This is a genomic window from Brenneria salicis ATCC 15712 = DSM 30166, from assembly GCF_003315515.1.
Lineage (GTDB): Bacteria > Pseudomonadota > Gammaproteobacteria > Enterobacterales > Enterobacteriaceae > Brenneria > Brenneria salicis.
Genome location: NZ_QNRY01000030.1, coordinates 19,052 through 41,422 on the forward strand (window position 1 = coordinate 19,052; position 22,371 = coordinate 41,422).

Below are 22,371 nucleotides of genomic sequence, written 5' to 3' on the forward strand. Positions count from 1 at the left end.
CTGCGCCTGTCACTATGCGTCAAAGTAAAATGATACTGTATGGATGTCCAGAGGCAATTCGGGCTACGGGGCGCTTTGGCATGAAATTCGATGAAAAAAGCGGAAAAAATGCGAGCAGCATTCAAGGTAATCATGAAACTTCTCAGGCCGGTACATTACCGGCCTGAGAGTAGGGATCGACGGTCTAATGAAGGTCGGTATTAATCAGCCCAGACGCTGTTGCGCATCACTGATCGCTTTCGCCACCTGCTGCGGTGAAACACCGCCCTGCGCGGCACGTTTGTCCAGACAGGATTGCAGCGACAGGATCGGATAGACATCATCCGCGATAACCGCACTGAATTTCTGCAAGTCAGCCAGCGGCAACGCTTCCAACGCTTTGCCCTGACGAATGGCGTCGACCACCGCCTCGCCGACAATATGGTGCGCTTCGCGGAACGGCACGCCTTTTGCGACCAGATAGTCAGCCAGTTCCGTGGCATTGGCGTAACCCTGCTGCGCCGCTTCCTGACAGCGCGGACGTTTCACCTGAATCCCTTCCAACACCAGCGCCGCCATCATCAGGCAGTCATGCCAGGTATCCAACGCATCGAACAGGCCTTCCTTGTCTTCCTGCATGTCCTTGTTATAAGCCAGCGGCAAGCCTTTCAGCGTCATCATCATCCCGGTTAACGCGCCCTGAACACGGCCGCATTTGCCGCGGATCAACTCCAGCGCATCCGGGTTTTTCTTCTGCGGCATCAGCGATGAACCGGACGTCACACGGTCTGAAAGCTCAATGAACGCCGCTTCGCCGCTGTTGAAGAAAATCAGATCTTCGGCGAAACGCGATAAATGCACCATGCCGATTGACGCGTCAGACAGAAGTTCCAGCACATGATCACGATCGGATACCGTATCCAGACTGTTGCGGGTCGCCGAGGCAAATCCCAGCCAACCCGCCAGTTGTTCGCGATCAATCGGATAGGCGGTGCCGGCCAACGCGCCGCAACCCAGCGGACTGACGTCCAGACGCTTCAACGTATCTTCCAGACGGCTTTCATCGCGCACCAGCATTTCGTGGTAAGCCAGACACCAGTGGGCAAACGTCACCGGTTGGGCGCGTTGCAGATGGGTATAACCCGGCATCACCGCATCCTGATTGTCTTGCGCCGTGGCGACCAGCGCCTGACGCAACTGACGCGCCGCCGACAGCAGTTCGGCGACCTGCGTTTTACACCACAACTTCAGATCCGTTGCGACCTGATCGTTACGGCTGCGTCCCGTGTGCAGCTTCTTGCCCAGATCGCCGACTTTTTCAATCAGACGCTGTTCAACCCAGCTATGGATATCTTCCGCTTCGCTTTGCAGGATCATTTCCGGGTCCGCCCGCACCTCAACCAACAGCACATTCAATGCCTGCTCCAGTTGCTGTTGCTCCTGCCCGCTGAGCACATTGACCGTCACCAACGCTTTCGACCAGCCAATCGAGCCGATGATGTCCTGCTCCGCCAGACGGTAATCAAACCGCAGTGAGTCATTGAACTGTTTAAACCGTTGATCTGCCGCCTGACTGAACCGCCCGCCCCACAAAGCCATAACCATTACTCCCGGAATTCAAATAAATGCAGGTATGGCATCATGCCATACCCAGAAACAGCTTACGCTAAAATACGCGTACCGATGGCAACGCCGTTGAACAGCGCCGGTAGTTGCTCCGCATGACGCCAACTGGCGATATCCACCGGACGCCCCAGCGTCCGCGCGGCGTCCAGCGCGGCGTTGACCTTCACAATCATGCCATCGGTGATGATGCCTTGCGCGATCAGTTGTTCCGCTTTTTGCGCAGTCATTTCGGCAATGCGCTGGCCTTTTCCATCCAGAATGCCGCTGACATCAGACAGCAGGATTAAATCCGCCCCCAGCGTCGCCGCCAGCGCGGTTGCGGCCTGATCCGCATTCACATTCATCAGGTCACCTTCCTCGGTGATCCCAATCGAACTGACGATCGGCAAATAACCCGCGGACAGCAGGGTATTCAACAGCGCCGGAGAACCCGCCTGCGCTTTGCCGACAAAACCCAGCGCCTCATCCAACTGCGTGACGCGGGTGCTGCCGCCGTCCGCCAGGCATAAGCCGACCGCGTTAATAGCGTGTTTTTTCGCCCAGGACAAGAGCGTTTTATTGGCGGAACCGGCCAGCGCGCCGGTAATGATATCAATCTGATCGGCGGGTGTGACACGCAGGCCGTTCTTCTTCACGACAGGCAACGACAGTTTTTTCATCAGATCGTCAACCAGACATCCACCGCCATGCACAATTAACAAGGGCCGCTGGTGCGCCTGACGATAGGTAACCAATGCGGTGAACAGGCGTTCCAGCGCCTCTTCGCTATCCAGTAAAACGCCACCGAGTTTGATAATTAACGGATTCATTATGCTTTCACGCCTCAGAGTGATGAATGTTTAATCAGAGTAAAGACTGGGTTTCCGGGAAACCAAAACGAATATTCAGGCATTGCACCGCCTGAGCAGCCGCGCCTTTCAGTAGGTTATCCTCCGTGGCGACGATGATCAGATGTTCGCCATCCACAGAAAAACCAATGTCGCAGAATGGCAGACCGACGACGGATTTCAATGCCGGAACACCTTTATCATAAAGCCGCACCAGCGGTTTATCGTGATAGGCGTTATGATAAGCCTCGGCGATATCCTGCCGCGTCACTCCCGGCTGCAAGCGACAGGTGATGGTTTCCAGTATTCCGCGAGCGAAATTACCGAGATGTGGCGTAAAAATGACCGACGTGCCCAGGTGGGTTGAAATCTCAGGCGCATGGCGGTGGTTGAAAATGCCGTAAGGTTGCAGGCTGACCTCGCAGAAACTGCTGGTGAGGGAGGCTTTACGCCCCGCGCCGCTCACGCCGCTGACTGCGTTGATCACCGGCCATTGCGCCGGATTCAGCAACTGTCCCTCCACCAACGGTTTCAATGCCAACTGCGCGGCGGTTGGATAGCAGCCCGGCACAGCAATCAGTTGCGCGTGTTTAATGCTTTCGGCTCGCCATTCGGCCAAACCGTAGACGGCCTGCGCCAGCCAGTCCGCATGTTGATGCTCAAATCCATAGTAGCGGGTATAGAAATCGGCATCCTGAACGCGGTAGGCGCCGGATAAATCAAAAACAGCGCAGCCAGCCGCCAGAAATTCAGGCGCTAAATCATGACTGACTTTATGATCCGTCGCCAGAAACACTACATCAACGCCTTTGGCGGCTTCGGCAACATTGGTCAACGGTTGTACCGGTAAATCGATAATGCCTTTCAGCTGTGGATGCAAATCGGAAATTAATTTTCCGGCATCAACACTTTGCGCTGAAACCGCCAAAGCGGTTATGTTCATCTGTGGGTGACGGTTCAGGTAAAGTGCAAGTTCAGCGCCGGTGTAACCACTGGCGCCGACAATCAACGTATTCAGCATGAGATCCGTATACCTTCTTAATTTATCTATGGAACAGGTAACCGGGCTCACCAACGTAAACACGCTGTTGAGCCGAGAAGCTAAGCAAAGCGATGAATTCCTCGCCACCGGTGTCTTAGGGTTTCCTTTCACTTAGCATTATTGTATTTTTATTCAAAATAAATGCATGAATATTGATACTATCCTAACCAGAGGCTGTCAACAGTGAAAATGAATTTACCCCCTTTTATTGAGCTATACCGGGCGTTGATCGCGACTCCGTCCATCAGCGCCACCGACAGCGCGCTCGATCAAAGTAATCAGGCATTAATCAACCTGTTGGCGGGCTGGTTTGGCGATTTAGGCTTTCACGTCGAGGTGCAACCCGTCCCCGGCACACAGCATAAATTTAATATGCTGGCGCGAATTGGTGAAGGTAAAGGCGGTTTGCTGCTGGCCGGACATACGGATACGGTGCCTTTTGATGACGGACGCTGGACGCGCGATCCCTTCACGCTGACCGAACAGGATAATAAGCTTTACGGCTTGGGCGCCGCTGATATGAAAGGGTTTTTCGCCTTCATTCTCGACACGCTGCGCGACATTGATGCGACAAAACTGACCAGACCGCTGTATATTCTTGCCACCGCCGATGAAGAAACTACGATGGCGGGCGCCAAATACTTCTCTCAATCCACACACATCCGCCCGGACTGCGCCATTATTGGCGAGCCGACCTCGTTACAGCCGGTGCGCGCCCACAAGGGCCACATGTCCAGCGCGATCCGTATTCAAGGGCAGTCCGGCCATTCCAGCGATCCATCGCGCGGCGTCAACGCCATTGAACTGATGCATGAAGCGATCGCACATCTGCTAGTGCTGCGCAACACGCTACAGGATCGCTACCACAACGCAGCGTTCAATATTCCTTATCCCACCATGAATCTGGGGCATATTCATGGCGGAGATGCCGCCAACCGTATCTGCGCCTGCTGTGAACTGCATATGGATATTCGCCCGCTGCCGGGGCTGAAGCTTAATGATCTTAACGGCCTGCTGGCGGAAACGCTGGTGCCGGTAAGCCAGCGTTGGCCTGGCCGTTTGACCATCAGTGAACTGCATCCGCCTATCCCCGGTTATGAATGCCCAATCGACCATCGCTTAGTATCGGTGGTGGAAAAATTGCTGGGAATAAAAACCGAGGTGGTGAATTACTGTACCGAAGCGCCTTTTCTTCAGGAACTGTGCCCAACGCTGGTGCTGGGGCCAGGCTCTATCGATCAGGCGCACCAGCCGGACGAATATATCGATACCGCCTTTATTACGCCGACCCGCAATCTGATCGCCCAGTTGGTCCGGCATTTCTGCCGCTAAGGTTGGCGAAAACGCCGGTCAGTTTCCGCTTAGTTATCGGCATAATGCTTAAATGCCGTCAATTTTTCGATACCGTCCGGCAACGGGACGCCAGCCGCGATCTGGCGCATTTTTCTCAACTGATTTTCCCGTTTCTCCTCTATATCCGACCACATTTCATCTGTATCGGTGGCCGACCGGTTTTCCGGCAGCTTCCGGTGAGCTTCATAATCTCTGTGCGTATCAATTTTAGCTCTCAGGCTTTCACGGGTATGAAACTGCACCTCAAAATAGCCCTCTCCCGGCGGCGCTTTAGTATCGCGCAATTTGACGTTAACGCCCGCGTAAGTGGTATCCGCCTCCAGAAAACCGTTGCGCACCGCCGCCATTTCGAGGCCACTACGTCTGAGTCCATCGACGATGGCTTTCGCTTTGTCGGCGAATTTTTCCGGCGCCAGAATTACCTCGTACCTGAGCGCGTCGCGCACCATGTCAGGGCGCACGGAATCACCTTGCTGGCGGTCGGCTAATTTGCGGGCGATAGAGCCAGGTTTCTTGAAAATAAAATGGCGCCAGTTGCCCTGCCTGTCCTGACGCAACTGCCCATCATGTTCTTGTAATAGCTGTTGTAGTCTGGGGGATATGTGGCGTTCGAGCTCTCGCGCCTGCTCCAGCACCACTTCGGCCTGACGCAGCAAGGGCATGGACACGCCGGAAAACGAACGCGGCGCTGGCGTCCTGACGCTCTCCGCGCCGCCGGCCTGCTGCAAGTCGTCAATGTCCAGACATCCGGGCGGAACCTGCACCTGGCGAAACGCTTGCCGGGCCTCTTGCAACCCGCCGGGCAACATGCCTTCACGTTTAAGCCGTTGTTCATCCTTGTAGCTGTCGTGGTAGCGCTCCTTAAGCATGAAGGTTTCTTCCGTATGAAACTGAATTTCCCAACTCGGTTCGCCGGCGCCGCCTCGCAGGATCGCATTAATCGAGCGGAACGGAATATACGGTTTCGTAAAATAATTCGTCCGCTGGAGCAGCGTATGACCTTCGGCGTCCAATGCCGCAAGCAGCTTGAGGTATGACTCGGTAAAAGATTCACACGGCATCACCACACTGTAACGCAGCGCATCGTTGAATTGGGAAACCGCCTGCGGCAAATCCAGTTGCTTTTTACCGACCAGATACCTGAGTTTTTCCTCTATCGATCCCACGGATTTTATGCTGTGGTTGAGCCCTGCCAACTGCGCCTGAGCGGGCAGTAGCCGCTGCAACAGATTGGTGATGCGCTGCTGCGCCTGCCGTGCCTGGCTGTTTAATGCCTGGGCCGCCTCTTTCAACGCCTGCGGCGACAGTGACTGGGTACGCTCCATCAACGTGGGCGGAGCGTGGAGCAACCCCACTTTCTGTAATGAGTCCACGGCATCTTCCATTACCGCCGCCGCCAGCGTGGGCATCCCGACCAGCGCGGTTTTGGCCTGTTCAGGATTAAAACGCCCTTCCTGCATCATTCGCGCCGTCTGCTTGGTATAAGGAACCTCGCGTATCCTCTCGGGAAAGTGGCGTTCCGTTTGAACGCAATTATCCAGAATCTTACTGAACAGCGCCGTACCGGTATCTGATTTCAGCGCATCGGTGCCGACTTTCACCGCCAGCGTAAACAGGTTACGGATGGTCAGTTCCGGTTCGCCCGGCACCAGCCCCGGCTGACCGTCGGGAAACTGTTCGTGAGACAGCCGACAAACCGGATAGTTATCCAACACGGCGTGGATGCGTCCTGCGGTATCCGGCGCTTTCGCATAAGCAGCCGCCAGTTTGGGATTCGCCTCAGCGACGGCATCGGACATCATGGGCGCTGTCGTCTGTGCGTCAGGCGACGCCAGTTGTTGAGTCAGATGATGCAACAGCGCGGCGACCTCCCGCGCCTCCGACTGATGCGCCCGGCCAATCGCCGCGTCGCTCTGCGTACACAACGCCGCCAGCGGCGGCGCGTCAGGGTCGCCGTCCAGCCATTGGCGCAAACCGTTGCGCAGGCTGCGCTCTACGCCGTCATAGATGCCGAACATCATTTTGCGCGCCATTTTTTCACGTAGTTCATCCGGCTGCGCCAGAAAGCGGTTGGCCGCTTGGCTGGCCGCGCCAATCAATTTGCCGCCGCGTTGATCATTGAGGATCTCCAGGGCGCGACCGGTATGATAGCGCCCCTGTTCATCAATCGCCGCAGTCGCGGTTTTGGGCGGCTTAAAGGATTTTTCCACCCCGCGCCGCCGCGCCCGGTCGTCCATCACCTCCCGGATATGCGCGGCCAGTTGCGGATACCCGGCATAGATAAAGGCATCATCGCCATCGGTGTCCATATTACGCTTGCGCAGTTCCGCTATCGGCAAACCCGCCAATCGGCCCGGCACCAGAACATCCTTGACTCTCAGGCTGCCCGTGCTGAGCATCTGTTCCGGCAGCTTATTGCGATCGCGTCCGTGCTTCCAGCGCGACCATATCTTCAGGTCTTCCCGCGAACAGACCATATCCTGATCGGCATGCGCGGGCGACCAGTGGCCTGGCGGGGGAATAATCAGCATGCCTTTACTGTGCAGCATATCGGCATCCTCGCCGGAATACTCGTCGACGCCGCTGTAGCTGTACTGGATGGCAAAGCACTGATCCAGAAAACGGGCGGTTGGGTCTTCGCTCGCGGGCGTGGCCACCTTTTCGGCAGCGAACGGCAACAGGTATTCCTTGTCATAAGGCGGCTTGCCCAGCAACAGGTCGCCCTCTGGACGCTGAAACCCCGGCAGCGGCACTGTCGGCAGGTAGAGCCGGTCATCGGCCGACGGTACGGCGCGCAGCCGTCGGCCCTGATAGCCGCCGCTGATGGTCATCCGATAAAGGGTCAGACGATCCACGCTGTCCGGGGAGACCGCGCCTTGTGATTTCGCCTCGTCTGAATCCGGGCCCGCTTTTATCGCCCGTAATTCGGCCAGCCGCCGCTGTAACACCGTATGCGCCTCGGCCTGCACGCTTTCGCTGCGCGGGTAGTGCATCAGCGCCTGGGGCGGGATGCTGTTTTGTCCCGCATCCTGCCCTTTTAACAGCCCGATTTGCTCCTCACTGGCATGCCCGGCGCGCGATGCTTCCCAGGCGTCGATATACGCGCTGACCACCGGGATCCGCCGCGCCACCTCCCAGCGCAAAAACCCGCAACCGTCATTCGGACACAAAGCCAGCCGCTCGCCAGAGGGACTGGTCAACTTAAAAGGATGCTGCGGCCCCGGTACGTCCGCGCACCATCCAAGACGCAGCGTGCCTTCGACGACATGATCCGGCGGCACCATCTCCAACAGGGCGCGCTGTATGCGCGACCAGTCCTCGCGCTGCGGGGAGATCTTTTCAATAAAGCGCATAAAATCGCTGTTCGGCACGGTATCGGCGTATCGGATCGCGGGCAATAATGATTTTCCAGCATGCGATCCGGCAAGGATATCCTTGACCGTATTCTGACGCCCTTTCTTCAATCTGCTACCGCCGAAGATATCAAAACGCCAGAGGTCATCCTGATATTGAAAGGTACGCGCCAGCATGAAACTACTGAGCTCGCCGGGCAGTTGAACCTCCACCAGCGGCTGTCCGGTCAGGCGCGTATAAAAAGAGTAGTTGTCCGGCGGGTCATCATCCGGTTGCGGCGCTTTGACCTCCTTTCCCCGGATATCGACGATAAAGTGTTTCGTGGCGCCTGCGCCGGACGGGGGCGGCTTGATCTGACCGGGCGGCGTGCGCATCTGGCTCATGGTCTGCGGCAGGTCGAAGGTGATGGGCGGATGACGCGCCACGATGGTCGCCGCATCCTTGAGCAGACGCAAATCCAGCGCCTCATAGATTTCATCGTTCGCTTCGATCTGGGCGATAAGGTTCCAGCTATTCTCCTGCAGATCCGCATTGATCACCTGTTGCGTCCGTTCCAGCAGGTCTTTTACCCAATGTTTTAGCTCCGCCTGCCGTGTCTTGATGTCGCTACGCTCGCCTTCGATATTGCGCATATTCCACTGCCGGGCCACCACATTGTAGGTTTTGAGCACCTGATAAAAGCTGAGCGCCGGGGAGCGGGTGCCGCACGCTTCCCCGTTATCCCGCAAATCCAGGCCGCCAAGATCCGATTGCGTATTCTCCAGGCGCAGATAGGCGTCAACTTTGCGCGCAACGATGGGCTGCATCATTTCCAGCATCTTCACCGCCTGAACGCGATGGCGCTGCAATTCCGGGCTGCGGGCCACAGGCAACAGCCCCAGAGAAAGCGTCGCCACGGTTTCAAGCGGGTTATCGCGCAGTTGATCCTGGTGGATTAGAGCCTGTACCCGCTCCAGTGCGGGTCCGGCAAGAGGTCGGAGAGCTCGCGGTATATGCATCTTGCCGTAGGCTTTGAACAAAATGCCGACGCCAGGTAAATCAGCATCGGCGAAACATTCAGGATGCAGTTCCAGATAGGCGGAAAGCCCCTCCAGCAATATTCTGCCCTCCGCGATATCTTGTTCATCGTTACCGGACAAACGAGCCACAGCATTAGCGATCTGGCACATCCCTCTGAGATCATAATCCCGCCAGGCATAACCCCGCGTTCCCAGTTGTCCCATCAACATCGCGCCCGCTTCCCTGGCCAGACTATGCTGATTGCATTTGCTCAAAGCGCTCAATGTGGTGCAAAGGCCAATAGGCGTCAGGGAATGCCTTAACGTCTCATCCGTCACCAGCCTTTCCATCAGGGCAAGGCTGGCGCGCTCAGCCAACGGTTCTTCCTGCCATTTGCTCAACGCGTTGAATAAATTACTCATTCCCAGGGAGCTTAATGACTGTCGCAACGCCTCATCCTCCACCACCTGTTGCGCTATCACGAGCATGGCGTCTTTGAGCTTCTTATTGCCAGGCCATTTACTGAACGCATTCAAGATATTGGATATATGCTCGACGTCAGCGTCCTGTAGTAGTTTCTTGTCCGCTATCACACGTTCCGCCAGCACAAAAACCGCCTTTTGCACCTGTCGATTTTCGGGCCATTTACTGAATGCGTTCAGACAATTAGACACCCCTTGCGAGCTCATCTGCCAACACAGTTGATGATCTACAGACACTTTTTCCGCCAAAGCCTCAACGGCCTTGCCGAGCGATTTTTCCTTAGGCCACTTGCTGAACGCATTCAGAATAATGGCTAAGCTCCGGGCATCCATCTGCTGTTGTAACCGGCGATCCGAGGCGACTCTGTCCGCCATCGCCACCGCCGCTTCACGCATCTGCCGTTTTTCCGGCCATTTGCTCAAGGCGTTCAGGGTGCTGCCCACCTCGATAAACCGCATCTTAAACCGCAACGTCTGATCCGAGGCGACCTTGTCAGCCAATAAGCACGCGGCGTCCCATACTCGCGGCGATTCACTCCACTTAGAAAAACCGTTCAGCGCATTCGCCACCGACACCGCATCGATTCTCAACCGCAGCCCTTCATCCTCCGCTATTTTGTCCGCCAGAATGAAAACGACGTCCCCGGCCAGCGATTTCCCGACCCATTTGCTCATGGCGTTCAAAATATCGCTTACGTTTCCGGCATCCAGATCCTCCCGCAGCCGGCGATCGGCAACAATCCTGTCCGCAAAAACGAAAGCCATTTCCCAGGCGCGTTCCTTATTGAGACATTTGCTCAACGCATTCAGGAATATTGCCACCCCCAGCGCATCCATTTCCATTTGCAGCCGATGATCCTTAGCCGCCCTATCCGCCAGGGCAAATACCGCTTCCTGGAGCAATGGCTCTTGCGGCCACTTGCTGAGCGCATTCAACGACATTGCCACCTGGTTGGTATCCATTTTCTGGCGCAGGACCTGATCAGAAACCACCCGGTCCGCCAGAACAAGCGCCACCTGAACCGCCCATGACTTCTCATGCCACTTGCTGGCGGCATTCAGGATAATGGCGACGGCCTGACTATTCATTTCGCCGCATAATCGCCGCTCCCGGGCAATTCTGTCCGCCAGTGCGTGCGCCGTCTTCTCCGCCAGTGGTTCATCGGCATATTTACTTAAGGCATTCAGGGAATTGCTCATATCCTGCGCGTTCATCCGTCGCTGCAATACGCGATTTGAGACGATGTCTCCCGCCAGAGCGAGCGTCGCGTCTTTCGCCCATCGCTCCCCGGCCCACTTGCTCAACGCAACCAGAGACTTGCTCACCCCGACGGCATCCATTTTCAGTCGGCGCGCGGGATTAGTGGTGATCACTTCGCTCAGATCGATGGCCGCCTCTTTCATTATGCTACGCTGCGGCCATTTGCTGAAAGACAGCAAATAGCTGGGTATCTCAAAGGCATCTATTCTCTGCTTTAACTGCAAACGCGGATCTCTCAGCATCTTTTCAGTGAGGGCGCAGGCGACATCTTCCACTTGTTGGTTTTTTGTCCATTTACTAAGCGAATTCAATAACATGGAAACATTCTTAATGGTAAATATGGATGGAAAACGCGCCAGCAAATGCCGGGCGATCCTTAACACGCCCTCACAGCAAAAGTCGCTTCTGTCGCATTTGGCAAACGCGCCGGCAAGCAATATCCCTGTTTTCATATCGACGCCGTGAAGATTATGGCCGTGCACTGTATCGATCGCGATACGCTCTATTGCCGCCAGACAAGCCCCATTATCGCGAAATTTGCTGAGGCGGTTAGCTATCGCGGCATAACTTTGCATCGTAGCCTCTTTAAACCAACCGTGATGCACCACGAAATAGTGCGCAGCCAGTCCTGCACAATCCTGGATCCGTTTTTGAACGACACGATCCTGGGCGTCTGCGGGAGAAAGCGCCAGTTTGAGCAAATAACGCGTAAGCCAGTGAACGTTGGTCGGGCCATCGAACGACGCTTGCAGAAAGATCAGCGCCTTATCAGCACCATTGTGCAAGGCGAGCACATTATTCCTTGCCATCTCAAGACAACGCTCAGGGAAACCGCCGTCTGAGCGCTGTTCCAGCGCGAGATATTGCGCATTGCGCTGAGCCTGAAGCGTTTTCCTCTCCTCGGGCCGTAGCCGGTTTTCTCTGTACAGCAGCGCCTGACGCAATTTTTCATCCACTCTCGCTCCTGCTGAGCGCGGTTGCGAACGATAGCGTTTGTTGACGTTGACCTCGTCCGACCGCCTGGACGAGGTTTCCGCCCTATGCATGCGGGAAGGGCGTCCGACGTCGCGCGAGGATGACGCAGCAGGGTGATATGACTGTTCAACGATATGCGACCAGAGAGAAGGACGGTGGGTGGGGCGGGGAAGCGTCCCCGCCTTGTCACGCACGTCAGACGTGGAGGCTTTCTCCGCATCGCTTCGTTTTGTCTCCTTACCTGCCCGGCTCTCCGGGGCCGGTTCGGGAAGGGTCGAAGGATTAAACGTGGTGTTGGAATCACGAATTTTCATTATCAATTGCCTGCTATTCTCAACTCAAAACCTGTACTGCCCTAGTGAGTAAAGCAAGCTTTGCCGTAGTTCCTGAAAAACCATGAAACTCATTAGGAATTGGCGAATGACGCCGTATACGCTCATTTTTAAATACGGTTTAAACCTTAATGATAAGCCTTGCGAAAGCTACACGCATCATTCGATTCGAGACGTTTTATCTTCCCATTTTGATAAGCAAAGATAATCTCTTTCCGTTTGTAATTAAATTTCACAAATTATCGTTTCCATCTCAATGCAGATAGAAAGAATAACGAGAACAAAGAATCGTCAATTGACGAATCAGGCTGGTCGTGGCTAGATGAAAGGAGCGCAGAATATCTGTCAAGTGAAACAAACTTACAAAAGTAGAAGGATGGGCCAGGGTAAAATGAACGAAAAATATTCCGCAATGCGAAGTAACGTCAGTATGCTCGGCAAGCTGCTTGGCGATACCATCAAAGAGGCGTTGGGCGAAAACATTCTTGATAAAGTAGAAACAATCCGCAAGTTGTCAAAATCCTCCAGAGCAGGCAGCGAGAAACATCGTCAGGCACTGCTGGACACACTACAGAATCTGTCCAACGATGAACTGTTGCCGGTTGCCCGTGCATTTAGCCAGTTTCTTAATCTGACTAATACCGCTGAGCAATATCATACGATTTCCCCTCATGGCGAGGCAGCCAGTAACCCGGAATTACTTGGCAAAGCCTTTGAGCGTTTAAAAGCAAATGAAAATCTCACAGAACAGGCTATTCGTGATGCCGTCGAATCGCTTTCCATCGAGTTGGTGCTGACGGCGCACCCCACCGAGATCACCCGCCGGACGTTGATCCACAAACTGGTTGAAGTGAATACCTGCCTTAAACAGCTTGATCATGACGATCTGGCCGGTTACGAGCGTGACCGGATCATGCGTCGTCTGCGGCAGTTGATTGCCCAGTCCTGGCACACCGACGAAATTCGCAAAATACGGCCTACCCCGGTAGAAGAAGCGAAGTGGGGCTTTGCCGTGGTTGAAAACAGTTTGTGGGAAGGGGTGACGGCTTTTCTGCGCGAACTGGACGAGTTGCTGGAGAAATCCTTCGGTTATCGCCTGCCTGTTGAAGCGGTGCCGGTGCGTTTCACCTCCTGGATGGGGGGCGACCGCGACGGTAATCCGAACGTTACCGCCGAAGTCACCCGGCATGTGTTATTGCTCAGCCGCTGGAAAGCCGCCGACCTGTTTCTGCAAGATATCCAGTTCCTGGTATCGGAACTGTCGATGTCCGAATGTACGCCGGAATTGCGCAAGCTGGCTGGCGGCGATGCGGTGCAGGAAACGTACCGCGCCATCATGAAATCACTGCGTGCCCAACTCAATAATACGCTGAGCTATCTGGAATCCCGTCTTAAAGGCGAACAGTTGCTGGCGCCGAAAGATCTGCTGGTCAGCAACGAGCAACTCTGGGAACCGCTGCATGCTTGCTATCAATCGCTGCATGCCTGCGGCATGGGCATCATCGCCGACGGCCAGTTGCTGGACACATTGCGTCGAGTGCGCTGTTTCGGCGTGCCGCTGGTGCGCATTGATGTCCGTCAGGAAAGTACCCGCCACACCGACGCGCTGGCCGAAGTGACCCGTTATCTGGGTCTCGGCGACTACGAAAGCTGGTCTGAATCCGATAAGCAAGCCTTCCTGATCCGCGAATTAAGCTCCAAGCGTCCATTATTTCCCCGCGACTGGGAACCCAGCGCGGATACCAAAGAAGTGCTCGATACCTGCCGCGTTATCGCCAAAGCCCCGCAGGGATCGATTGCGGCTTATGTGATCTCGATGGCGCGCACCCCGTCTGACGTGCTGGCGGTTCATCTGCTGCTCAAAGAAGCCAGATGTCCGTTTGCTTTGCCGGTTGCGCCGCTGTTTGAAACCCTGGATGACCTGAACAACGCGGATGAGGTCATGACCCAGTTGCTGAACATCGACTGGTATCGCGGTTTTATCCAGGGCAAACAGATGGTCATGATTGGCTATTCCGACTCGGCGAAAGACGCCGGCGTGATGGCGGCGTCATGGGCGCAATACCGCGCGCAGGACGCGCTGATCAAAACCTGTGAGAAAGCGGGCATTGCGTTGACGTTGTTCCACGGCCGCGGAGGTTCTATAGGCCGCGGTGGTGCGCCCGCGCACGCCGCCTTGCTGTCTCAACCGCCGGGAAGTCTGAAAGGCGGTCTGCGCGTTACCGAACAGGGTGAAATGATCCGCTTCAAATATGGTCTGCCCGAAGTCACAATCAGCAGCCTGGCGTTGTACACCGGCGCCATTCTGGAAGCCAATCTGTTACCGCCGCCTGAACCCAGGCAGGAATGGCGGGCGTTGATGGATGAGCTCTCTCGCGTGTCCTGCGATATGTATCGCGGCTATGTGCGTGAGAACCCGGATTTCGTGCCTTATTTCCGCTCCGCCACCCCGGAGTTGGAATTGGGTAAATTGCCGCTGGGTTCCCGTCCGGCGAAACGCCGCCCCAGCGGAGGGGTGGAAAGCCTGCGCGCCATTCCGTGGATCTTTGCCTGGACGCAGAACCGTTTGATGCTACCCGCGTGGCTTGGCGCGGGCGCCGCGTTGCAAAAAGTGGTGGACGATGGCCAGCAGGAGCAACTGGAATCCATGTGCCGCGACTGGCCGTTCTTCTCCACCCGTATCGGAATGTTGGAGATGGTGTTTGCCAAAGCCGACCTGTGGCTGGCGGAATACTATGATCAACGTCTTGTTGACAAAAAGCTGTGGCCGTTGGGCAAACAATTGCGCGAGCAACTGGCCGCCGATATCAACGTAGTGCTGACGATAGCCAATGACGATCACCTGATGGAAGACTTGCCGTGGATTGCGGAATCCATCGCCTTGCGTAACGTCTATACCGATCCGCTGAACGTGCTGCAGGCCGAACTGCTGCATCGTTCGCGCCAGCAGGAACAACCAAGTCCTGAGGTGGAACTGGCGTTGATGGTCACCATTGCGGGCGTCGCCGCCGGTATGCGCAATACCGGCTAACCACCGCCTGTGGCGCTGACATTACCGATACATCACTGACAAAGGCCGGTCCATGCGACCGGCCTTTTAATGCGTAAGTTTGGCGGGAATCAAACCAGATATTTATCCTGCAAGCGCTGACGAGTCTGGTCATCCAGCCCGTACTCGGCTTCAAGCCAGACATTGACGGAACCATGACGCTCCTTGATGGCCTGCAACGCCGTCACGATAAACTCTTCCTGCACCGACAGCACATAAGAGAACTGCCGCAGCGCTTTTTCATTCAGCGTCTGCGCCAGGTGTGTCATCAGTTGCTGACGGAACGACGCCAGCGTGGTATCGGTTAACAGATAGTCTTCCACCACCGTTTGCTCATCCGCGCCCAGCGCGAACATTACCAGCGCAGAACCTATTCCGGTGCGATCTTTACCCACGGCGCAATGCTGCACCAGCGCGCCCTCATCCGGCTGCAACAGCAACGCCGCCAATTGGCGGTAAGCTGAATTATTAAACGGCAAACGGCGGTAGAGCTCCAGCATAAATGCCCGTGAATCAAACGCCGCCAGCACATCCGATCCCAATGAGTCCAGATTCGCCGTGACTTCATGACGCAGTGGATTGGCCGGGAACGCATGGTAGTTCGCGCCAGACCACAATACATCGGGTTTGACGGCGATTTCTTCCTCATCCCGATAATCAATAACGTGATAAACCGGTACGCTGGCAAGGTATTCGCAATCGGCAGGACTCAGCAAATCCAGCGAGCCTGCGCGAAACAGTTTACCGTGGCGGATAAGCCGCCCGTCGGCAGCGCGGTTCCCGCCCATATCGCGGAAATTGATGCCGCCGTCCAGCGGTAATAAGGAAGGATGAAGCAACGTTGGTTCGGTCATATATCTCCTTAAGCGTTTACCCGGCGGCGAGCAATCGGCGGGTGGCATCCAGCAACACCTGGATAACGGTGGACTCGGCCTGTTTCATTGTCGCCACATCAGGAATTTCCTGCTGGGTGCGGTTAACAATCACACCCGCGATCATCCCGGCTTTCAGCCCCTGACTGGCGCACATGGTCAGCAACGTGGCGGACTCCATTTCATAGTTCAGTACGCCCATGCTTTGCCACTCTTCCATCGAACCGCGAAAACGGCGCACGACGCGGCCAGAGAACGTATCATAGCGCTCTTGACCCGGATAGAATGTATCGGATGATGCGGTCACGCCAATGTGCAGCGTGACGTTCGCCGCCTTCGCCGCCTCGACCAGCGCCGTCGTACAGGTAAAATCAGCGACCGCCGGGAACGCCATCGGCGCGAAATGCAGACTGGCGCCGTCGAGACGCACAGCCGCGGTGGTCACCAGTACATCGCCCACATTAATGCCCTCCTGAATCGCGCCGGTGGTGCCGACGCGCAGGAACGTCCGAATTCCAAGCTGAGCCAGTTCTTCCACCGCGATCGACGTTGACGGGCCGCCAATACCGGTCGAGCAGATAATCACCCGCTTCCCATCCAACTCTGCGCGCCAGGTGGTGAATTCACGGTGTGATGCCAGATATACCGGGTTATCCATCAGGCGGGCTATATTTTCAACACGTTCAGGATCGCCGGGAACAATCGCCAGCGTAGCGCCTTGTAAATCATTTTTTGTTAAACCGAGATGGAAAACATCAGATTTAGACATAACCGCCTCCAGGCAATTAGTTGAGTGGTCAGAAGCGACAAATCGCTTTTCAACATTGCGTTTTCATGCAAAACATTGGCTGTGAAAATTTTTAATTATGCAATAGGGTGGCACATCAGAACGGCAGGCAGAAAAAGATCTGCGATAAGCAAGACTCTAGCGCATCATCAATGCGTTTTTAGTGACAACCATCACCCATAAAAAAGAAACAAGAAACAGAATACATAAAAAACGCGATAGAGATCACAATTAAACACGCATAAAAACGGTTAACCCCATCATGCCGAAGCCACGCAAGACGGCTGGCGAGCGAAGGCTGGCGTGGTTTAGACAGGCTGAATAGCAACAGGGAGGCGCTCGCCTCCCTTACCTATGACTTTTACTTCACCACTTCACCGCCCATCATGAAGCCTGTGCCGCACGCAAACGCTGCGCCGCCTGCACCATGTTCGCCAGCGCCTGCCGCGTTTCCGGCCAGCCACGGGTTTTCAGACCACAATCCGGGTTAACCCACAGACGTTCGGCGGGAATGCGTTGCGCGGCTTTCAGCAACAATGCCTCCATCCACTCCACGCTCGGTACGTTCGGCGAATGGATATCGTACACGCCTGGGCCGATTTCGTTTGGATATTCAAACTCTTCAAACGATTCCAGCAACTCCATATCGGAACGAGAGGTTTCGATGGTAATCACATCCGCATCCAACGCCGCAACGGAATCCATGATGTCATTGAACTCGCAATAACACATGTGAGTATGAATCTGAGTAGCGTCCCGCGCCACCGCCGCATTGAGGCGGAACGCGTCCACCGCCCACGTCAGATACGCATCCCAGTCGGAGCGATGCAGCGGCAGACCTTCACGCAGCGCCGGTTCATCGATCTGAATAATACCGATACCCGCGTTTTCCAGATCGGCCACTTCATCCCGTAATGCCAGCGCGATTTGCCTGGCGATGGTTTCACGCGTCACATCTTCGCGCGGGAAAGACCAACAGAGGATCGTCACCGGGCCGGTCAGCATGCCTTTCATCGGCTTATCCGTCAGCGACTGCGCATACTTAGCCCATTCAACCGTGATGGCTTGCGGACGGCTGACATCGCCAATAATCACCGGTGGTTTCACGCAACGAGAGCCATAACTCTGTACCCAGCCGTTCTGGGTAAAGATAAAACCATCCAGATGTTCGCCGAAGTATTCCACCATGTCATTACGCTCGGCTTCACCATGCACCAGTACGTCCAGCCCCAGGCGTTCCTGCTCCGCCACCGCCTGCTTAATGTGTTCGGCGATACCGGTACGGTAATTGTTGCCGTCCAGCCGACCTTGTTTGAAGTCCAGACGCAGGCCGCGAATTTCCGTGGTTTGCGGGAAAGAGCCGATGGTGGTGGTTGGCCACGCGGGTAGATTGAAGCGCTCACGCTGGGCTTTGGCACGCAGCGGATACGGCTGCTGACGCTGACTGTCCTGCGGGGTAATGGCCGCCAGACGCTGTGCAACAGCGGCATTGTTAACCCGCGTGGAGGTGCGACGAGCACGAATCGGCGCACTGTACGCTTCCAGCGCCTGCCCGTTACCGTTATTCAGCGCCTGAGACAACAGCGACAATTCCGCACATTTCTGGACAGCAAACGCAAACCAGCTTTTCACTTCATCATCCAGACGCGTTTCCACACTGAGATCAATCGGGCTATGCAGCAGCGAACATGAACTGCCCAGCCACAACTTACGCTTGTCCGCCAGCGGTTGCAGCCGCTCAAACCAGCTACTCAGATCGGCGCGCCAGACATTGCGCCCGTTGATCACCCCCAGCGACAGAAGCCAGTCGGCGGGCAATTGCGCATGTAATTGCGCCGCATCATCTTTACCGTGAACCAGATCGACATGCAGCCCCTGAACCGGCAGCGTCTTGATGGTATCCAGATTCTGCCCGATGCTGTCGAAATAGGTGGTCAGCAGCAGTTTTGTCCGTCCCTGCAACGCCTCATACGCCGGCTTGAACGCAGCCAGCCATTCTGACGGCAACTCCAGCACCAGCGCAGGCTCATCAATCTGTACCCACTCGATATCGCGTTTAGCCAGTTCGTCCAGCACCTGCTGATACACCGGCAGGATGTCCCGCAGCAATGACAGGCGATCGAACTGCTCGCCTTTTACTTTCCCCAGCCACAGATAGGTGACCGGCCCCAGTAAAACGGGTTTCACTTTATGCCCCAGCGCCAGCGCCTCGTCTACTTCGGCCAGCAACTGGGTCCAGGTCAGCGTAAAGCGCTGCCCTTTGGTAAACTCAGGCACCATGTAGTGGTAGTTGGTATTGAACCACTTGGTCATCTCCGCCGCCGCCGCAGGCTCCCCCGTTGGCGCACGTCCGCGGGCAATACGGAATAGCGTATCCAGATCGACGGAACCATCGGCATTCTGGTGACGCGCAGGCACGTTACCCAACAACAGGCTGGTGGTCAGCACATGATCGTACCAGGCAAAATCACCCACCGGCAGCAGATCAACGCCCGCATCCTTCTGTTGTTGCCAATGACGCGCACGTAATTCGCGTCCAACCGTCAGCAATTCTTGTTGTGTGGCGTTGCCTGCCCAGTAGCTTTCCTGCGCTTTTTTCAATTCACGTCGTAATCCTACACGCGGAAAACCCAGTGTGTGATTCAAAATCGCCATCATTAAATCCTCATTTAGCCATCCAGATGTTTACACATCCATAATCTGCAGGTAGTGTATTGAGCACAAGCGCAATTTATTCACCGTCACTGTGAAGGACTCTCATGATCGAATTTAAACACCTGCGAACACTGCAAGCGCTGCGCAATACGGGATCGTTAGCCGCCGCCGCCGCCTCACTCCATCAGACTCAGTCGGCGCTGTCCCACCAGTTCAGCGATCTGGAACAACGTCTTGGATTCAGGCTATTTGTTCGAAAAAGTCAGCCGCTGCGCTTTACGCCACAGGGTGAGATTCTGTTGCAGTTGGCTGAACAGGTGTTGCCGCAAATCCAGCAGGCATTGCAGGCCTGCCATGAGCCGCACCAGACCACGCTGCGCCTGGCGATTGAGTGTCATAGCTGTATTCAGTGGCTGACGCCGGCGCTGGATGCGTTCCAGCAAAGCTGGCCGCAGGTGGTCATGGACTTCAAATCCGGCGTGACGTTTGATCCTCAGCCCGCGTTGCAGCAGGGCGAACTGGATCTGGTCATGACTTCGGACATCATGCCTCGCAGCGGATTGCATTACTCGCCGTTGTTTGATTTTGAGGTACGGCTGGTGCTGGCGCCCGATCACCCGCTGGTGGAAAAAACAAAAATCGAACCTGACGATCTTAGCGCTGAAACGCTGATGATTTACCCGGTACAACGCCAACGGCTGGATGTGTGGCGTCATTTTTTACAACCGGCGGCTATCAGCCCAACCTTAAAAAGCGTGGACAACACGTTACTGTTGATTCAAATGGTAGCTGCGCGGATGGGCATCGCCGCACTACCGCACTGGGTGGTGGAAAGTTTTGAACGTCAGGGATTGATTGTCACCAAAACGTTGGGCGAAGGACTCTGGAGCCGGCTGTACGCCGCCGTCAGGGACGGAGAACAGCGCCAGCCGGTGCTTGAAGCCTTTATTCGTTTGGCACGTCAGCACGCTTGCGAACACTTGCCGTTTGTACGGAACGCGTCAAGACCCAACGCCGGTGCACCCATAGCGAGGACATAATAATCAGTGCGCCAATGATAAAACTCGGCCAATGGGGTTTTTCCTGCCAGATAGCCAGATTGACGAGGAGCGCCGCGGGCACATGGAAATTATTCATGATCCCCAGCGTTCCGGCATCAACCTGGGTGGCGCCGTAGTTCCACATGAAATATCCCAGCCCTGAGGCCGCGACGCCCAACCAGACCAAAACCCCCCATTGCAATGATGTCGTGGGGAGTTTATCGGGGTTACCGAACAGCAACCAGGCGATGACTGAAACCGCCAACGCGCCCAAATAAAACCAGGAAAACGCAGTATGTTGCGGCATCGGATGTACTTCCATCAGGCGCTTGTAACCCACCTGTCCGATCGCAAAAAAGATATTCGCCGCCTGCACCAGAATCAGGCCCCAGACAAAATGAGGACTAATCTCGTCATAGCGGATCACGGCCGCCCCCAGCACCGCCAATAACGCGCTAAAGACATATCCCCAACGTAGCCGCTCACGTCGCAGCAGATCGTAAATCAACGTGACATACAGTGGCGTCATGACCGTAAAAAGCAAAAACTCAGGCACAGTCAAATACAGATAAGCCTGGAAAACAAACAGATACATGATCCCTAACTGACACGCGCCCACCAGCAGATACAGGAAAAGGACACGCGGCGAATAGCTGCGCCAGCGTAGGAATGGCAAGAAAACCAACGCCGCCAGCCCAACACGCATCAATACCGAAAACCAGCTATCCACCTGACCGGCAAGATATTCCCCAATCAGACTGAATGAAAAAGCCCATAAGATGGTGGTAATAACAAGTAATGTCACAGTGAAATCCGCTCAATAAAAAAGTGCCTTTATTGTAATGGAGAATAGTGAGTAGATTTCAAACAAATAAGTTTACATCCGTATAAATAACAAACGAACAGTAACACCGAGGATAGCTGGCAGAAGGCGTAAATAGCCGACGAATAACCGTTCAAGTGGTACACCACATCAAAAATAAAACCCCTGCCAGATAATTCTGGCAGGGGTTTTATCGAATCACTCTTCAAAAGATCGGTATATATGTCGATTAAATTTGCCATCTGAACCAGGCAAAAAAGACGTTACCATTATTATAGGTGCCGGGAATATAAGTGGCCTGGAAAGATAAATTTTTATAACTAACTGATGCTAAAGGTAATAAAACCGGGATAGGAATATAATTCCAGTTATCGCGCATCGTCACGCCAGCGGTGAACCCTAATCCCAATTGGAAATCCTGATCGCGGGCAGGCCGCCAGCGTTTCTCAAAACCATAGCCGCCAATAGGCTCCCATTTATTATGGGAATCCTTAAACGCCATAATATAGAGTGAATGCCAGTCGCGGTCTTCATCCTGACGAGAAACGCCGTAACCCGCTCCCCACGGACGTTCATTATACTCATCCGTCTTTTCTTTATCGTAAGTCCAGCGATTATGCCAGGTGATCGCGGGAATGTAGATATCATGATTGGGCGATGCCGACCACGTTTTAGATAAGTTATTTTTACTCCTCTGCCACCAGCTTTCATCATGGCTCGTCGCAGCGGTATTATCGGTGTTCGCCGCACTGCCATTGTTATCCAGATCTGAGGAATTCCCCGCAGCATGAACGGCTAACGGCATGCCAGATAACGCCGCCAAATGCAAGGTAATTAAAAGACGTTTTAAATACATATAAGACTCTCTGCCACTAATATCATTATCGATTCAGGCTTTCAAATTGCCGCGATGTC

12 protein-coding genes are annotated in these 22,371 nt (G+C 55.0%); 3 read left to right on the forward strand and 9 right to left on the reverse strand.

Annotated features, from left to right (window positions below; translation table 11 throughout):
* Nucleotides 1-204: 204 nt before the first annotated feature.
* The 3 genes from argH to argC all read right to left on the reverse strand — a co-directional run bounded on the left by argH (nt 205) and on the right by argC (nt 3,453).
* Nucleotides 205-1,578: an argininosuccinate lyase gene (gene argH, locus DES54_RS12745; RefSeq protein ID WP_113867943.1), complete on the reverse strand. Its 1,374-nt coding sequence runs from the start codon at nt 1,576-1,578 to the stop codon at nt 205-207.
* Nucleotides 1,579-1,640: 62 nt separating this feature from the next.
* Nucleotides 1,641-2,414, reverse strand: a complete 774-nt coding sequence (argB, locus tag DES54_RS12750; RefSeq protein ID WP_113867945.1) for an acetylglutamate kinase — start codon at nt 2,412-2,414, stop codon at nt 1,641-1,643.
* Nucleotides 2,415-2,448: 34 nt separating this feature from the next.
* Nucleotides 2,449-3,453, reverse strand: a complete 1,005-nt coding sequence (gene argC / locus DES54_RS12755) for an N-acetyl-gamma-glutamyl-phosphate reductase (protein ID WP_113867947.1) — start codon at nt 3,451-3,453, stop codon at nt 2,449-2,451.
* Between the two features lie 204 nt (nt 3,454-3,657).
* Here argC and argE point away from each other — a divergent pair, with 204 nt between their 5' ends.
* Nucleotides 3,658-4,806, forward strand: a complete 1,149-nt coding sequence (gene argE / locus DES54_RS12760; RefSeq protein WP_113867949.1) for an acetylornithine deacetylase — start codon at nt 3,658-3,660, stop codon at nt 4,804-4,806.
* Nucleotides 4,807-4,835: 29 nt separating this feature from the next.
* Here the strand turns inward: argE and xopAD are convergent, their stop codons facing one another.
* The gene (gene xopAD, locus DES54_RS12765) at nt 4,836-12,212 is read right to left on the reverse strand and encodes a XopAD/skwp family type III secretion system effector (protein ID WP_113867951.1); all 7,377 of its coding nucleotides are present in this window, start codon (nt 12,210-12,212) and stop codon (nt 4,836-4,838) included.
* A gap of 409 nt (nt 12,213-12,621) precedes the next feature.
* On the opposite strand from xopAD, the gene ppc reads away from it, so the two are divergent.
* Nucleotides 12,622-15,261, forward strand: a complete 2,640-nt coding sequence (gene ppc, locus DES54_RS12770; RefSeq protein ID WP_113867953.1) for a phosphoenolpyruvate carboxylase — start codon at nt 12,622-12,624, stop codon at nt 15,259-15,261.
* Nucleotides 15,262-15,350: 89 nt separating this feature from the next.
* On the opposite strand, the gene DES54_RS12775 is transcribed toward ppc, so the two are convergent.
* The 3 genes from DES54_RS12775 to metE form a co-directional block, all read right to left on the reverse strand.
* Nucleotides 15,351-16,133 carry a tyrosine-protein phosphatase gene (locus tag DES54_RS12775; RefSeq protein WP_113867955.1) on the reverse strand — a complete coding sequence of 261 codons (783 nt, stop codon included), beginning with the start codon at nt 16,131-16,133 and terminating at the stop codon, nt 15,351-15,353.
* A gap of 16 nt (nt 16,134-16,149) precedes the next feature.
* On the reverse strand, nt 16,150-16,920 hold the full coding sequence (gene udp / locus DES54_RS12780) for a uridine phosphorylase (protein ID WP_113867957.1): 771 nt from the start codon (nt 16,918-16,920) through the stop codon (nt 16,150-16,152).
* A gap of 402 nt (nt 16,921-17,322) precedes the next feature.
* Nucleotides 17,323-19,593, reverse strand: coding sequence for a 5-methyltetrahydropteroyltriglutamate--homocysteine S-methyltransferase (metE, locus tag DES54_RS12785; protein WP_113867959.1), 2,271 nt, complete (start codon nt 19,591-19,593; stop codon nt 17,323-17,325).
* Between the two features lie 104 nt (nt 19,594-19,697).
* Between metE and metR the strand changes: the two genes are divergently transcribed.
* Nucleotides 19,698-20,633 (forward strand): HTH-type transcriptional regulator MetR, encoded by a 936-nt coding sequence (gene metR / locus DES54_RS12790; RefSeq protein ID WP_113867961.1) that lies wholly within the window; start codon nt 19,698-19,700, stop codon nt 20,631-20,633.
* Here metR and DES54_RS12795 read toward each other — a convergent pair.
* Nucleotides 20,539-21,438 (reverse strand): carboxylate/amino acid/amine transporter, encoded by a 900-nt coding sequence (locus DES54_RS12795; RefSeq protein ID WP_113867963.1) that lies wholly within the window; start codon nt 21,436-21,438, stop codon nt 20,539-20,541. The genes metR and DES54_RS12795 overlap by 95 nt on opposite strands.
* Nucleotides 21,439-21,685: 247 nt before the next feature.
* Nucleotides 21,686-22,312, reverse strand: coding sequence for a lipid IV(A) palmitoyltransferase PagP (pagP, locus tag DES54_RS12800; RefSeq protein WP_113867965.1), 627 nt, complete (start codon nt 22,310-22,312; stop codon nt 21,686-21,688).
* Between the last annotated feature and the right edge of the window lie 59 nt (nt 22,313-22,371).